11 protein-coding genes are annotated in these 14105 nt (G+C 68.9%); 2 read left to right on the top strand and 9 right to left on the bottom strand.

The genetic code is table 11. The features are described 5' to 3' along the window. Positions 1-12 precede the first annotated feature (12 nt). The 6 genes from K309_RS0103680 to zwf all read right to left on the bottom strand — a co-directional run bounded on the left by K309_RS0103680 (position 13) and on the right by zwf (position 5950). Entirely contained in the window at positions 13-468 is a 456-nt protein-coding gene (locus tag K309_RS0103680; protein WP_029045155.1) for a YccF domain-containing protein, read from the bottom strand. Between the two features lie 201 nt (positions 469-669). Next, on the bottom strand, positions 670-1998 hold the full coding sequence (locus tag K309_RS0103675) for a sensor histidine kinase (protein ID WP_029045154.1): 1329 nt from the start codon (positions 1996-1998) through the stop codon (positions 670-672). Next, positions 1998-2693 (bottom strand): response regulator, encoded by a 696-nt coding sequence (locus K309_RS0103670; RefSeq protein ID WP_029045153.1) that lies wholly within the window; start codon positions 2691-2693, stop codon positions 1998-2000. The genes K309_RS0103675 and K309_RS0103670 overlap by 1 nt, the downstream gene beginning before the upstream one ends. Before the next feature lie 2 nt (positions 2694-2695). Further along, the gene (gene glk / locus K309_RS0103665) at positions 2696-3748 is read right to left on the bottom strand and encodes a glucokinase (protein ID WP_051320322.1); all 1053 of its coding nucleotides are present in this window, start codon (positions 3746-3748) and stop codon (positions 2696-2698) included. Between the two features lie 30 nt (positions 3749-3778). After that, on the bottom strand, positions 3779-4459 hold the full coding sequence (gene pgl / locus K309_RS0103660) for a 6-phosphogluconolactonase (protein WP_029045151.1): 681 nt from the start codon (positions 4457-4459) through the stop codon (positions 3779-3781). 15 nt (positions 4460-4474) lie between these two features. Continuing rightward, positions 4475-5950, bottom strand: coding sequence for a glucose-6-phosphate dehydrogenase (zwf, locus tag K309_RS0103655; protein ID WP_029045150.1), 1476 nt, complete (start codon positions 5948-5950; stop codon positions 4475-4477). Positions 5951-6156: 206 nt separating this feature from the next. Here zwf and edd point away from each other — a divergent pair, with 206 nt between their 5' ends. After that, positions 6157-7995, top strand: a complete 1839-nt coding sequence (gene edd, locus K309_RS0103650; protein WP_029045149.1) for a phosphogluconate dehydratase — start codon at positions 6157-6159, stop codon at positions 7993-7995. Here the strand turns inward: edd and K309_RS0103645 are convergent. The 3 genes from K309_RS0103645 to K309_RS0103635 all read right to left on the bottom strand — a co-directional run bounded on the left by K309_RS0103645 (position 7992) and on the right by K309_RS0103635 (position 11555). Beyond that, positions 7992-8921 (bottom strand): mechanosensitive ion channel family protein, encoded by a 930-nt coding sequence (locus K309_RS0103645; RefSeq protein WP_029045148.1) that lies wholly within the window; start codon positions 8919-8921, stop codon positions 7992-7994. The two genes, edd and K309_RS0103645, sit on opposite strands and share 4 nt — an antisense overlap. Before the next feature lie 285 nt (positions 8922-9206). Then, complete coding sequence (locus K309_RS0103640) at positions 9207-10097, bottom strand: helix-turn-helix domain-containing protein (RefSeq protein WP_029045147.1); 891 nt, start codon at positions 10095-10097, stop codon at positions 9207-9209. A 210-nt stretch (positions 10098-10307) separates the two neighbouring features. Next, a complete protein-coding gene (locus tag K309_RS0103635; protein ID WP_029045146.1) occupies positions 10308-11555 on the bottom strand; it encodes an MFS transporter in 1248 nt (415 codons plus the stop codon). Between the two features lie 341 nt (positions 11556-11896). Here K309_RS0103635 and K309_RS0103630 point away from each other — a divergent pair, with 341 nt between their 5' ends. After that, entirely contained in the window at positions 11897-14056 is a 2160-nt protein-coding gene (locus tag K309_RS0103630) for a TonB-dependent receptor family protein (protein WP_029045145.1), read from the top strand. Positions 14057-14105 lie beyond the last annotated feature (49 nt).

Raw genomic sequence — 14105 nt, 5'->3', positions numbered from 1 at the left:
TAGCGACGACACCTAGCGACGCAGGCCGTCTACGTGTGCGCGCGCACCGTCGCGGCGCGCGGCTTCGGCTACCTCATTGGCGACCACGGTCTGGCCGATCGGCGCCAGCGCGATGCCGGCCAGCTTCAGGTGCTGGATTGCGAACGGGATGCCGATGATGGTGACGAAGTTGGCGACCGCCGCCATCACGTGGCCGAGCGCCAGCCACACGCCGGCAAACACAAACCACAGCACATTGCCCACCAGCCCGAGGGCGCCGGTGCCGACATCGTCGCGCCCGGTCAGCTCGCGCCGGCTGATGGCCTGTTTGCCGAACGGGAAGAAGGTGAAGCTGCCGATCACGAAGCAGGCCTTGCCCCACGGGATGCCGACGATCGAGAGAAAGCAGAGCAGCCCGGCCAGCCACCAGGCCAGGCCCATCACCACGCCGCCGAGGATGAACCAGAGGAAGTTGCCGATTGCACGCATGCCAGCCTTTTGTGTGTGAGCAGGAGAGAACTCCGATGATACGCGCGGCGCCAGAGCGTACCCATTTCTGCGTGCCCGTCTGCGTAACCGCTACTGCCTGCCCGAGCGTCCGATGATGACTGCTGGGCATGGCTCGCGCGCCGCACGGCATTGCGTCGCACCAGCAAAGCGTACCCATTTCTGCGTGACTCTCGCCAGCGCTCAGGCGGCCGGAAATGTGACCCTGACGCGCAGCCCCGGCCGCGCGTCCTCCAGCGCCACCCGCGCCCCGTGCGACTGCGCGATCTCCGCCACGATCGCCAGGCCCAGCCCGCTGCCGCCGGTCGGCGCCTCGGGCAGGCGGTAGAAGCGGTCGAACACACGCTCGCGCTCCCCGACCGCAATGCCGGGGCCGTTGTCGCTGACCACCAGTTCGACCGAACGCCCGTCGGCCCCGCGTGCCACGTGCACGTCGATGCGGCTGCCGGCCGGGATATAGGCCAGCGCGTTGTCCAGCAGGTTGGTCAGCAGGATGCGCAAGGCATCGGCATCACCACACACGATCGCCGGCGCCGCGTTGGCGTCGCCATCCACGCCCAGGTCGATATCGCGGTCCAGCGCGGCCTGGGCCAGTTCCGCCACCACGCCGGCGGCCAGCGCGCGCAGCTCGACAGGCTCGCGCGGCGGCGTGGCGGCGCCGGGCTCCTGCCGCGCCAGAGTCAGCAGCTGCGTGACGAGGTGGGTCAGCCGCTCCAGCCCCTGGCGCAGCTTCGCCACGGCCTCGTCGCGCGCCGCGCCGTTGTCGGCACGCTCGACCAGCTGGGCCTGCAACTGCAGCGCGGCCAGCGGCGTGCGCAGCGCGTGGGCGGCGTCGGCCACGAAGGCGCGCTGCGTGTCGATGGCGTGCGAGAGCCGAGCCAGCAACTGGTTCAGCGCGACGCTGAGCGGCGCAATCTCGTCCGGCATCTGTCGCACCGCAAGCGGTTCCAGCGTGGTGGCGTCGCGCGCGCGTACTTCGGCGGCGATCTCGCGCAGCGGCCGCAGGCCGCGGCCCACCGCCATCCATACCAGCCAGCCCAGCAGCGGCAGCAGCAACAGCAGCGGCGCCACGGTACGCAGCGCCATGCGCGCGGCCAGCGTGCGGCGCGCGCTCATCGGCTGCGCGATCTGCACCACGGTGGGCCCGAGCTGCATGCTGTACAGCCGCCATTCGCCCTGCTGCGTGGTCACGTTGGAGAAGCCCAGCTCGGCACGCGCGGGCAGCGCCGGGTGCGAATGCGACAGGTACAGGCTGCGCCCGGAGCCGTCCCAGATATGGATGACGACGTCCTCGTCGGCATGCGTCAGGTCGCCGGGCGAGCCGATGAAGGGCGGCGCCACCGGGTCGGCAAAGCGGCTCGGCAGCGCCGCGGCCATCTGCTTCATCTGGTAGTCGAACAGCGCATTGGCTTCCTGGCGCGCCTGGCCGTAGATCAGCACGGTGGCAATGGCAATGCCGGCGAGCAGTCCCGCGGCCAGCCACCACAGCAGGGTTCGCTGGATCGAGCGCATCAGGCGGGCTCTCCCTCGCCATCCAGGCGCGGCACCACATAGCCCACGCCGCGGATATTGCGGATCAGCGCGGCGCCGAACTTCTTGCGCAGCGCGTGGATATAGACCTCTACGGTATTGCTGCCGACCTCGTCGTCCCAGCCGTAGAGGCGCTCCTGCAGCTGCGGCACCGACCACACCTTGCCCGGCCGCGACATCAGCGCCGACAGCAGCGCGAACTCGCGCGCCGACAGCCGTACCGGCTCGCCGCGGTGCGTGACCTCGCGCGTGGACGGGTTGAGCACGATCTCGCCATAGCTCACCAGCGGCTCGGCCCGGCCCGCGGCGCGGCGCGCGAGTGCGTGCATGCGCGCGGCCAGTTCCTGCAGGTCGAAGGGCTTGACCAGGTAGTCGTCGGCGCCGGCATTGAGGCCCGCGACGCGGTCGGCTACCGCGTCGCGCGCGGTCAGGATCAGCACCGGCGTTGGCACGCCGCGCGTGCGCAGCGTGCGCAGCACGTCAAGCCCCGGGCGGCGCGGCAGGCCGAGGTCGAGCAGCACCAGGTCGTAGCACGCTTCGCCTTCCTGCGACGACGTGGCCGCGGCCAGGCCCGCATCGCCATCGCGCACCCAGTCGACGGTGAAGCCCTCCTGCCGCAGCGCCTGCCTGACGCTGTCGCCGATCATGGCGTCGTCTTCCACCAACAGCACGCGCATGGCTAGGCGTTCCCCGCCCTACGGTCCAGGCGTTCGGCCAGCGCCCGCGCCAGCCCGGGCAGCGCCGGGTGGCGCGCGGTGATGACATGGACCGGCACGTCTTCGAGCCACCCGCGCATGCGGCCCTTGGCGACAAAGCGCTCGGTGAAGGCAGAGGCCTGCAGCGCCGGCACGAAGCGCGGCAGGATGCCGCCACCCAGGTAGACGCCGCCGCGCGCGCCCAGCACCAGCGCGATATCGGCCGCGACCGAGCCCAGCAGTCCGAAGAACACCGTCATGGTGCGCTGGCACAGCGGGTCGTTGCGCTGGAAAGCGCCGTCGGTAACCTGCTCCGGCTGCAGCGGCGCGAGCAAAAGCGTACCCGTTTCTGCGGCCAGCGCGGCATGGATCTGCGACAGCCCCGCGCCTGACAAAAGCCGTTCCGCGGACACCCGTCCGACCTGGCGATGGGCCGCGCGCCAAGCCACCCATTCATCGTCGGTAACCGGCATCAGCTCGATATGGCCACCCTCCCCGGCCAGCGCCACCACCTGCCCGCCCGGGGCCGGCACCAGCCCCGACACGCCCAGCCCCGTGCCAGGTCCCACCAGCGCCAGCGGCGCCAGCGGCGGGTTCAGGATCGCGGTGCCGGCGCGCACCCGCGCCAGGCCGTCCGCCGGCAGGTGCGGCAAGGCCAGCGCCAGCGCGGTGAAGTCGTTCAGCGCCACCAGCGTCTGCAGGCCGAGCGCGCGGCGCATGCCGTCGATCGAGAACGACCAGTTGTGGTTGGTCAGCCTGACCTGGTCGCCGGTGACCGGGTTGGCCAGCCCGATCGCAGCATGGCGCGGCAAGGGCTGGCCGGTGCCGGCCAGGCCGTCCAGGAACTGGCGCAACGCGGCTTCGAGCGAAGGAAAATCGGCGACCTTGAGCGCGGTCACCGGGCCGATCTGCATGGGCGCGGTCTCCAGCGCGAAGCGCACGTTGGTGCCGCCGACATCGCCGAGCAGGCGTGGGAAGGTGGCGGTGGCGGTGGCGGTGGCGGTGGCGGTCGAGGGTATGGAGGCGGTGTCAGCCATGGCGTCGGTCACGTCCCCTTCAGTCAGAATTCAGGCCTTGAACACATCGAAACCGTGCCGGTGGCGCGACGCCACCAGGCTCACCGGCAGCGCGGGCGTCGGCCCCTGCAGCGCGCGCTGGAGCACCTGGGCCTTGGCCTCGCCAGTGACGGACAGGAATGCGCGCTCGGCCGCCAGCAGCGCGGCCAGGTTCAGCGTGATGCGCGCATGCGGCGCGGTGCCCGGATGCGTCAGCAGGTAGGCCGGCTGCGGATCGCTCAGCGCGTCCTGCAGTTCGGGCGCGTCCGGGAACAGCGACGCGGTATGGCCATCCTCACCCATGCCGAGCACCACCACGTCAGGCTGGCGGAACGCCCGATTCGCGCGCGCTACCGCCGCGGCCGGGTCGGCCACGTCCTGTGCATCGGCCACCAGCGGGATAAAGGCGGCACTGCCGGCGGCCTCGCGCAGCAGGTGCGCGCGCACCAGCGCGGCATTGCTGTCGGGATGGTCGGGCGGCACCACGCGTTCGTCGACCAGCGTCACCGTCACCGCTTCCCAGCGCAGCGGGCGGTAGCGCAGCCGCTCGAACATCGGCACCGGCGAGCGTCCGCCGGATACCGCCAGCACCGCCCAGCCGTTGACGCGGATGGCGAGTTCGAGCGCATTGCTGATCGAGATGGCCAGGGCCTCGGCCTGGTCCGTCGGGGTGGGATGTTCGAACAGGCGCATGTCGTTTCCTCTGGTTCAGGCTTCTTCGTGCCACAAGGCGCCGTCGCGCGACATCAGCGCCGACGACGCGGCCGGGCCCCAGGTGCCGGCGGTATAGGGCTTGGGCGGGACCGTGCTGGCTTCCCAGGTATCGATGATGGGCTCGACCCAGCGCCACGCCTGCACCTGCTCGTCGCGGCGCACGAACAAACCCAGCCGGCCGCGGATCACGTCCAGCAGCAGCCGCTCGTAGGCGCCGGCGCGGCGCACCTTGAACGAGTTGGCGAAGTCGAGGTCGAGCGAGGTCGGCGTCAGCTCGAGCGTGTCGCCAGGCTGCTTGACCAGGCAATACAGCCGGATGCTTTCCTCGGGCTGCAGCTGGATCACCAGCCGGTTCTGCGGCGACAGCGTCAGCGGGCGCGGGAAGATCGCGTGCGGCACGTCGCGGAAGTGGATCACGATCTCGGCCACGCGCGCCTGCATGCGCTTGCCGGTGCGCAGGTAGAACGGCACGCCTTCCCAGCGCCAGTTGGCGATCTCGGCCTTGATCGCGGCAAAGGTCTCGGTGCGGCTGTCGGACGCGATGCCGGCCTCATCCGTGTAGCCCGGCACCGGCTTGCCGCCGATGGCGCCCGCGCGGTACTGCCCGCGCACGGTTTTTTCGGCGACGTCCTGCGGCGTGATCGGCTTGAGCGCCTTCAGGATCTTGATCTTCTCGTCGCGGATGGCGTCTTCCGAAAGGCTGGCGGGCGGCTCCATCGCCACCATGCACAGCAGCTGCAGCAGGTGGTTCTGCACCATGTCGCGCAGCGCGCCGGTCTGGTCATAGAAGTCGCCGCGCGTCTCCACGCCGAGCTCTTCGGCGATGGTGATCTGCACGTCCTGCACCCACTCGCGCCGCCACAGCGGCTCGAACAGGGCATTGCCGAAGCGGATCGCCATCAGGTTCTGCACCGACTCCTTGCCGAGGTAGTGGTCGATACGGTAGATCTGCTCTTCGGCGAAGAAATTCGCCACCGCCGAGTTGATCGCCTCGTTCGATTCGAGGTCGTGGCCCAGCGGTTTTTCCAGCACGATACGTACGTTGGGCACGTTCGGCACGTTGGGCGCCGTGCGCGTATTGAGGCCCGTGCGCGCAAGCTGTTCACAGATCGACACGAACAGGTGCGGCGCCGTGGCGAGATAGCACACCACCACTTCCGGCTTGCGCGACAGCACCTTGTCGGCCAGCGCGTCGAAATGCGCGGGCACGCGTGCGTCGGCCTGCACGTAGCTGATGCGCGCGCAGAATTTTTCCCATGACTCCGGCGGCGCATGGGCCAGCGTGGGCCGCACGGTCTGCTCCAGCGATGCGAGGTAGTCGCCGGTCGACAACGGCTGGCTGCCGGTGGCGAGGATGCGCGCGGCGGGATGCAGCAGGCCGGCGTGGTGCGCGTCGAACAGGGAAGGCAGCAGCTTGCGCCGCGCCAGGTCGCCGGTGCCGCCGAACAGCACCATGTCGAAATCAGGCATGCTCACCCTGCGCTCCTTGAGGATTCGAGTTGTCGCGGCCAGCGCCCGATGGCGGGCCGTGTTGCGGCCAGTTTACGTGAGTCGCTACGGCTTGGCGAGGCAAGCGTACCCATTTCTGCGTGGTTCGCGTGGGCCACGGGCAGGCCTCCGGCGTGCAGCGTCCGGCAAAGTGCACTAGGCTGAAAGCTCCCCCGCAGGAGAACCCCATGCCACGTCATCCAGTGCTCGAGCGGGTCACCGCCCGCATCGTCTCCCGCAGTGCCGCCACGCGCCAGGCCTACCTGGACCGCACCCGCGCCATGGCCGGGCAGAAAGTGGAACGCGCCCAGCTCTCTTGTACCAACCTGGCCCACGCGGTGGCCGCAATGCCTGACGAAGCCAAGATCCGCCTGAAGGCTGACCAGCGGCCCAACCTGGCGATCGTCTCCGCCTATAACGACATGCTGTCGGCGCACCAGCCGCTGGCGGCCTATCCGCAGTGGATCAAGGAGGCGGCGCTGGAGGCCGGTGGCACTGCGCAGTTCGCGGGCGGCACGCCGGCGATGTGCGATGGCGTGACGCAGGGCCAGGACGGCATGGACCTGTCGCTGTTTTCGCGTGACGTGATCGCGCTGGCCTCCGCAGTAGCGCTGTCGCACCAGATGTTCGACGCCGCGCTGTACCTGGGCGTGTGCGACAAGATCGTGCCGGGGCTGGTGATGGGCGCGCTGTCGTTCGGCCACCTGCCGGCGGTGTTCGTGCCGGGCGGGCCGATGACCACCGGCATCAGCAACGACGAGAAGGCGCGCACGCGCCAGCTCTATGCCGAAGGCAAGATCGGGAGGGAAGCACTGCTCGAAGCCGAGACCCGCTCCTACCACGGCCCCGGCACCTGCACCTTCTACGGCACCGCCAATTCCAACCAGATGTTGATGGAAATAATGGGGCTGCACCTGCCGGGCACCGCCTTCGTCAACCCCGGCACGCCGCTGCGTGAGGCGCTGACGCGCGAGGCCGCGCGCCAGGCGCTCAAGCTGGTGCATGGCGGCGAGCGCTACACGCCAGTGGCCGAGGTGCTGGACGAACGCGCCTTCGTCAACGGCATCGTCGGGCTGCTCGCCACTGGCGGCTCGACCAACCACACGCTGCACCTGATTGCGATGGCGCGCGTGGGCGGCATCGTGCTGGGGTGGGACGACTTTGACGAACTGTCCGCGGTAGTGCCGCTGCTGGCGCGCGTGTACCCCAACGGCAAGGCCGACGTGAACCAGTTCCAGGCCGCCGGCGGGCTGCCTGTGGTGATCCGCGGCCTGCTGTCGCTGGGGCTGCTGCACGACGATGTGACCACCATCTTCGGCCGCGGGCTGGAGGACTACACACGCGAGCCCGTGCTGCGCGACGGTAAGCTGGGCTGGATCGACGGCCCCGCGGCGCCGCTCGACGACAGCATCGTGCGCAGTGCCGGCCAGCCGTTCTTGCCGGACGGCGGCATCAAGGTGCTGGACGGCAAGCTGGGCCGCGCGGTGATCAAGACCTCGGCGGTCAAGCCGGAGCACCAGGTGGTGCAGGCGCCGGCAATCGTGTTCGAGCATCAGGACGACGTGCTGCACGCGTTCAAGCGCGGCGAGCTGGAACGCGACTTTGTCGCGGTGCTGCCGTGGCAGGGCCCGGCCGCGTGCGGCATGCCCGAGCTGCACAAGCTGACGCCGACGCTGACGGTGCTGCAGGACCGCGGCTTCCATGTGGCGCTGGTGACTGACGGGCGCATGTCGGGGGCTTCGGGCAAGGTGCCGGCCGCGATCCACGTCTGTCCGGAAGCGCTGCGCGGCGGCGCGCTCGCACGCGTGCGCACCGGCGACCTGATGCGCGTGGATGCGCCCGCGGGCGTGCTCGAGGTACTGGTGCCGGACGACGAATGGCGCGCGCGAGAGGCCGCCCACCCCGATCTCAGTGCCAACCGGCACGGCGTCGGCCGCGACCTGTTCGCGGCGTTCCGCAACAATGTGAGCACGGCCGAAAGCGGCGCCTGCACGCTGTTTGCCGACGAAGGCAGCGCCGCCGCCTAGCCGAGCCGCTGCACGGGCTGTCGCGGCGCGGCGCCGGCGGTGCGCGCAGGCGCCGCGCCGTCGGACACCTTCACGGCGCCCGGCACCGAGCCCGCGCCTGGCACGTGCAGTTCCTGGATCGGCACCGCCAGCTTGCTGCCCGCTTGCTCCAGCACCTGCTTGATGCGCTCGTAGAAGGCGAAGCGCACGTTCCAGTAGTCGTCGTTCGAAGCCCAGTAGCGCACGTTCAGCGTGATGCCCTGCTGCGTGTAGTTGACCACCATGGCCTCAGGGCGCGGCTCGGACAGCAGGCGCGGCTCGCTCGCCAGCATCCCGCGCAGCGCCTCGAGGCTGCGCTGCACATCGCTGTCGAAGGTCACGGTGGCCTCGATATCGGCGCGACGCGTGGCATTCTCGCTGTAGTTGGTGATCGCGCTGCCCCACAGCTTGCCGTTGGGCACGCGCAGGCAGACGCCGTCGAACGTGGTGAGCTCGGTCATGAACAGGCCTGTCTCGCGCACCGTTCCCGCCACGCCCTGCGCATCGATGTACTGGCCCACGCGGAATGGCCGCAGCAGCACCAGCATGATGCCAGCGGCGATGTTCTGCAGCGTGCCTTGCAACGCCAGGCCGATGGCCAGGCCGGCGGCACCGAGCATTGCGATGATGCTGGCGGTCTGCACGCCGAACTGCGACAGCACCAGCACGATGGTCAGCACGCGCACCATCCACTGCAGCGCATTGGCCAGCAGCGGCCGCATGGTCTCGTCCACGTGGGTGCGGCCCAGCGCGCGCCGGGCCGCGCTGGCCACGCGTGCGGACAGCCACCAGCCGGCGAGCAGTATCAGGATCGCGGCCAGGCAGTTCATCCCCTGGTTGATGGCGAACTGGACCAGGTAGGCCCAGCCCGCCTCCAGCTTGTTGGCATCGAGGAAGTTCAGGTCCATGAGGGCGACTCCGTTTGGGGTTGTTGATTTGCGGCGGCGCGGGTGGGGCGTACCCGTTTCTGCGTGCGGTCACGGGAATGCGGCGCCTCGCCGATAACCGATGATCCGCCAAAACTTACCAGGAATTGATGTCTTTTGAGCGCAGGATGTCAGACGATCACCGACAAAGGCCAGGCACACGCCACAGTACAGGTGACAACCCAGGCGCCAATTGGTTTCCCGCGCAATCTGGAAAGGCCCCCGCGCCGCCGCGCCAGCCCGTGCCCGGCAGGGGCCTGCGGCGATTCACACGGAGGACGACAACCCCGCCCGCCAGGTGCCGGGCGTGACCCCGAACGCGGCACGGAAGCGGTGGCTGAGGTGGCTGGCCGAGGCAAACCCCGCCCGCGCGGCCACTTCGTGCAGGCCAGGCCGCGTCTCGGCCAGCAGCTGGCGGGCACGCTCGAGCCGCGCCCGCAGGATCCAGGCATGGGGCGGCATGCCGAACGAAACCCGGAACATGCGCGCGAAGTGGAATTCCGACAGGCCCGCCAGCGCGGCCAGTTCACCCAGGGTCGGGTTGTGCGCGGGATGGCTCTCGATCCAGTCGCGCACCGTGCGCCTCGCCTGCACCGACAGTCCGCCACGCCAGTCCATCGGCGCAGCGCGCCCGGCGTGGTGCAGCACCAGGTGGCTGACGGCCTCATGCGCCAGCGCGTTGCCGGCCATGCGCGCCTCGGGCTGGCGCCAGTCGAGCGCCGCCAGCCGCTGGCTCAATGCGTACAGGAACGGATCGTCGGCAAAGGTCAGGTCGCGCAGCGCCACCGAACGCGGCTCGCGGTCGAGCAGGCGCACGCAGTGCCAGGCCAGCATCTCCGGCCTGAAATACAGGTGAACGAATCGCTGTGGGCCACCCACGTGCCAGCGCGAGTCATGGTCCGCCGGCAACAGGCAGAGCCGTCCGGGCGCGCCTTTGTTGCTGGGCTGGTCGCGCCGGTAGGTGCCAAGGCCGCCTTCGAGGTAGACCGAAATAGTGTGATGGCCGGGACGGGCGTAGGCGGTATCGTCGTCCCGGTTGCGCCACAGCGCCAGGCCCAGCCCATCACCCAGCACGGCCGCGCGCTCGAGCGACGCGCGCGAGCCGGTGAGCGCGGCAAAGACCGCGTGGCGCTGGAGCGGGTCGGACGGGGTGGCCATGTGGCGGGGCGGATCGGCAGTGAGGCGTTTCGGGACGGAGCGTGGCGGCAACTTTCAGCGACGAAAGTTGGCCGGAAGTCCGCGGCGCAACGCTCGACTATACCGCCAGCCGCGCGGCCGGGGTTACGCAGAAATGGGTACGCTTTTCGGGCGGCCGCGACATCGGAGCGGCTGTGGCGGCTGATTTCACGGCGGGCGGCCCGCCGAATTTCAGACGACGTGTTCGTGCAGCCGGTCACGCGAGGCCAGCGCCGGGAACAGCCGCATCCACACTGCCACCACCAGCACCGTGCCGACCCCACCAAGGATCACCGCGCCTACCGGGCCGAACAGCGCCGCGGTCACGCCGGATTCAAACTCGCCCAGCTGGTTGGAGGCGCCGATGAATACTGAGTTGACCGCGCCGACCCGCCCGCGCATGTCGTCGGGCGTATCGAGCTGGACCAGCGTCGAGCGCACCACCACGCTGATCATGTCCGAGGCCCCCAGCACTACCAGCGCCACCATCGACAGCGGCAGCCACGTCGATACCCCGAACACCACCGTGGCGACGCCGAACAGCGCGACCGCGCCGAACATGATGCGCCCGGCGCGTCGGTTCAGCGGGTGGCGCGCCAGCCATAGCGCCATGACCAGCGCACCGACCGCCGGCGACGAACGCAGCAGTCCCAGGCCCCACGGCCCGGTATGCAGGATGTCGCGTGCGTAGATCGGCAGCAGCGCCACCGCGCCGCCCAGCAGCACCGCGAACAGGTCCAGCGAGATCGCTCCCAGCAGTACCGGCCGGCTGCGGATATAGGCAAAGCCGGCAAACACCGTGCTGACACTGACCGGCGCGGTCAGCCGCTGAGCGGCCTGGCGCAGAGTCATGCCGCTGACCAGCACCGCCGCGATGATGAACAGCGTCGCGCTCAGCGCATATACCACGCCGGGGCCCGCCACGTAGGCAAAGCCGCCGATGGCCGGGCCAATGATGATCGCGGTCTGCCCGGCGGAGCTGGCCAGCGCCACCGCGCGCGGCAGCTGGCGCGGCGTCACCACGCTGGGCAGCAGCGCCTGCAGCGTGGGGTTCTCGAACGCGCGCGTCGCGCCGATCAGCGCAACGAAGACAAAGATGTGGTGGCTGTCGATCCAGCCGGTGAGGCTGGCCACAGCCATGCCGGCGGCCAGCAGCGCCTCGATCGACTGGCAGGTGCGCACGATGCGGCGCCGGTCGAAGCGGTCGGCAACGTGGCCGGACATCAGGATCAGCACCACCGAGGGCAGGAACTGCACCAGCCCGACCATCCCCAGCATCAGCGGGTCGCGTGTCAGGTCATACATCTGCCAGCCCACCGCCACGGTAAAGATCTGGTAGCCGATGGTGGTGCACAGGCGTGCGAACCAGTAGCGGCGGAACACGGCGTCGCCGAAGACGCTATCCGGCTCGGCGGCCGGGACGGTGGCAGGGGAAGACATGGATGCGGGAGGGCGGGGTCAGACAGCGAGGGGGCGGCCATGGAGGCGCCACAGCGATACCGGCGCGGCAATCGCCGCGGCAAGGCGACGGCACAAAGCCAGGATTTTACGGTGACTGCTGAATTAGTGCATACACATGCATGCGACGTGATTCGCTGGTCATTTTATGTGGCTTTTTTGCCATATTTTGTGCTCCCAATGTATCAACATTGATGCATGGATGCCACAAACGTCCCCGGTTTGATCTGGCTAATCGCATCTGAGAATCACTCGCACTTATAATCCGGCCCCATTCGGCGCATCCGCCAGTGGACTGCGCTGCCCTTTCCAGGATCCTCATCTTGCAGCCCGCTTTCCGTCTCACCGGCGGTGCCATCGGCGCCGCCCTGCTGTTCGCCCTCCCCGTCCACGCCCAGACTGCCGCCACGGCCACCGCCGCCGGCGGCGCCAGCGCGGAAACCACCCTCAATGCCGTCACCGTGGTCGGCAACTGGCTCGAAGACGCCGATGAAGCCAAGGTGCTGGAGCATCCCGGCGCCCGCACCATCGTCGACCGCGAGACCTTCCAGGAAGCCGGCGCCAACAACGTCCGCGAGGTGCTGCGCCGCGTCCCGGGTGTGCAGGTGCAGGAGAACAACGGCACCGGCGGCAGCGATGTGTCGCTCAACGTGGGCGTGCGCGGCCTGACCGCGCGCCTGTCGCCGCGCTCGACCATCCTGATGGACGGCGTGCCGCTGGCGGTGGCGCCCTATGGCCAGCCGCAGCTGTCGATGGCACCGCTGTCGCTGGGCAACCTGGAAAGCATCGACGTGGTGCGCGGCGCGGGTTCGGTGCGCTACGGCCCGCAGAACGTGGGCGGCATCATCAACTTCGCGACGCGGTCGATCCCGAAGACCTTCGCGGCCGATGCCTCGGTCTCGACCGACATCTACAGCCACGGCGGCAGCGTCAAGACCAACCCGACCGCGTTCATCGGCGGCACCAACGACAACGGGCTGGGCGGCGCGCTGCTGTACTCGGGCATCCATGGCAACGGCTATCGCGAGAGCAACGACCACGTCAATATCGACGACCTGATGCTCAAGGGCAACTACCGGATCTCGAAGACCGACGAACTGAGCGCGGCCTTCCACTACTACGAGGGCCGGGCCGGCATGCCCGGCGGCCTCACGCCAGCACAGTACGCGGCCGATCCTTTCCAGTCGGTGCGGCCCTACGACAATTTCGACGGCCGCCGCAACGACTTCAGCCTGAAGTACAGCCACAACGACAACAACCGCAAGTTCGAGGTGCTGACGTACTACACCGACAGCTTCCGCGGCAGCAATATCGAGCAGCAAGGCACGGGCGCAAATGCCAACCTGCGCCGCCTGACCTCGGCGCCGCGCAACTACCATACGTTTGCGATCGAGCCGCGCTATTCGCAGCTGTTCCGCGGCGAGAACATGAGCCACGAGGTCAGCGTCGGCTACCGCTTCCTGCGCGAAGCCAGCGACGAGAAGGCCTCGCGCACGGTGTTCTACACCCCGGGCACCATCGATCCCACCACGCTGCCGTCGCCGGTGTACCAGTCGCGCACGGGCGGCACCACCGCCAACGCGGTCTATGTCGACGACACCATCAACGTCGGCAGCTGGACCATCACGCCGGGCCTGCGCTACGAATTCATCCGTTCGTACGTGACCGACAACTTCACCGGCGCGCGCAACGATGTCTCGTCCGACGAGCCGTTGCCGTCGCTGGCGGTGATGTACCACGTCAGCGACCAGTGGAAGCTGTTCGCCAACGCCGGCGTCTCGTTCGGGCCGCTGCAGTACTTCCAGATCGCGCAGACCACCAACGGCCTGACGCCCGAGAAGGCGAAGACGTACGAGATCGGCACGCACTTCAACAGCAACGGCTGGGGCGGCGAGCTGACGCTGTTCAATATCGACTTTGACGACGAGCTGCAGCTGCGCGGCGGCACCGGCGGCGCGCCGGATGCGTGGACCAACCTCGGCGCCACCACCCACCGTGGCGTGGAATCGTCGCTGCGCTATGACTTCGGCGCGCTCGACAAGTCGCTGGCCGGCCTGTCGGCGTACGCGACCTACACCTTCACCGAAGCCACCTACAACCAGGGCAACTTCGCCGGGCGCGACCTGCCGTTCTATTCTCGCCATGTGGCCACCGTGGGCATGCGCTATGCGCGCAACCGCTGGGCCTTCAATATCGACGGCTACGCGCAGTCCAAGCAGCATTCGCCGGGCGACCCGAGCACGTCGACCACGTACCAGACCGCGGAGAGCGCCAATGGCGCGCTGGGCGATATTCCGGGCTACGCGCTGCTGAACATGCGGCTGGGCTACGATTTCGGCAAGTCGGCGCAGAACCTGAAGGTGGCCGTGGGCGTGAAGAATTTGTTCGACAAGCGCTATTTCACACGCTCCACCGATAACAATGCGGGCAAGTACGTGGGGATGCCGCGGACGTTCTATATCCAGGCGTCGCTGGCGTACTGAGCAGACTTCCGGACAAGAAAACGGCTCGCCAAGGCGAGCCGTTTTTTTA

This window comes from Cupriavidus phytohabitans, assembly GCF_000426345.1.
Lineage (GTDB): Bacteria > Pseudomonadota > Gammaproteobacteria > Burkholderiales > Burkholderiaceae > Cupriavidus.
The sequence above is the reverse complement of the archived record's forward strand: the minus strand, read 5'-3'. Positions and strand labels throughout refer to the sequence as shown.

Coding starts and splice junctions, on each gene's coding strand:
- K309_RS0103680 (WP_029045155.1), bottom strand. CDS start 468: ATGCGTGCAATCGGCAACTTCCTCTGGTTCATCCTCGGCGGCGTGGTG.
- K309_RS0103675 (WP_029045154.1), bottom strand. CDS start 1,998: ATGCGCTCGATCCAGCGAACCCTGCTGTGGTGGCTGGCCGCGGGACTG.
- K309_RS0103670 (WP_029045153.1), bottom strand. CDS start 2,693: ATGCGCGTGCTGTTGGTGGAAGACGACGCCATGATCGGCGACAGCGTC.
- glk (WP_051320322.1), bottom strand. CDS start 3,748: ATGGCTGACACCGCCTCCATACCCTCGACCGCCACCGCCACCGCCACC.
- pgl (WP_029045151.1), bottom strand. CDS start 4,459: ATGCGCCTGTTCGAACATCCCACCCCGACGGACCAGGCCGAGGCCCTG.
- zwf (WP_029045150.1), bottom strand. CDS start 5,950: ATGCCTGATTTCGACATGGTGCTGTTCGGCGGCACCGGCGACCTGGCG.
- edd (WP_029045149.1), top strand. CDS start 6,157: ATGCCACGTCATCCAGTGCTCGAGCGGGTCACCGCCCGCATCGTCTCC.
- K309_RS0103645 (WP_029045148.1), bottom strand. CDS start 8,921: ATGGACCTGAACTTCCTCGATGCCAACAAGCTGGAGGCGGGCTGGGCC.
- K309_RS0103640 (WP_029045147.1), bottom strand. CDS start 10,097: ATGGCCACCCCGTCCGACCCGCTCCAGCGCCACGCGGTCTTTGCCGCG.
- K309_RS0103635 (WP_029045146.1), bottom strand. CDS start 11,555: ATGTCTTCCCCTGCCACCGTCCCGGCCGCCGAGCCGGATAGCGTCTTC.